The following is a 255-nucleotide window of genomic DNA, read 5'->3' as shown; positions in this document are numbered from 1 at the left end:
TACTGGCTAAAACCTACGGCGGTGCTGCGCGTGCATTCGATCAGATCGATAACGCGCCGGAAGAAAAAGCTCGTGGTATCACCATCAACACTTCTCACGTTGAATATGACACCCCGACTCGCCACTACGCACACGTAGACTGCCCGGGCCACGCCGACTATGTTAAAAACATGATCACCGGTGCTGCGCAGATGGACGGCGCGATCCTGGTTGTTGCTGCGACTGACGGCCCGATGCCGCAGACTCGTGAGCACA

Annotated in this window: 1 protein-coding gene; it reads left to right on the top strand. The window is 56.9% G+C overall.

Features of this window, described 5'->3' with window-relative positions; all coding sequences use genetic code 11:
• On the top strand, positions 1 to 255 hold a 255-nt coding region (locus ACU8YC_RS28830), incomplete at both ends, for a GTP-binding protein (protein WP_446896489.1).

The sequence above is a fragment of the Citrobacter sp. VF227 genome (assembly GCF_052950715.1).
Note: the sequence above shows the minus strand (reverse complement) of the source record. Positions and strands in the feature narration are given on the sequence as shown.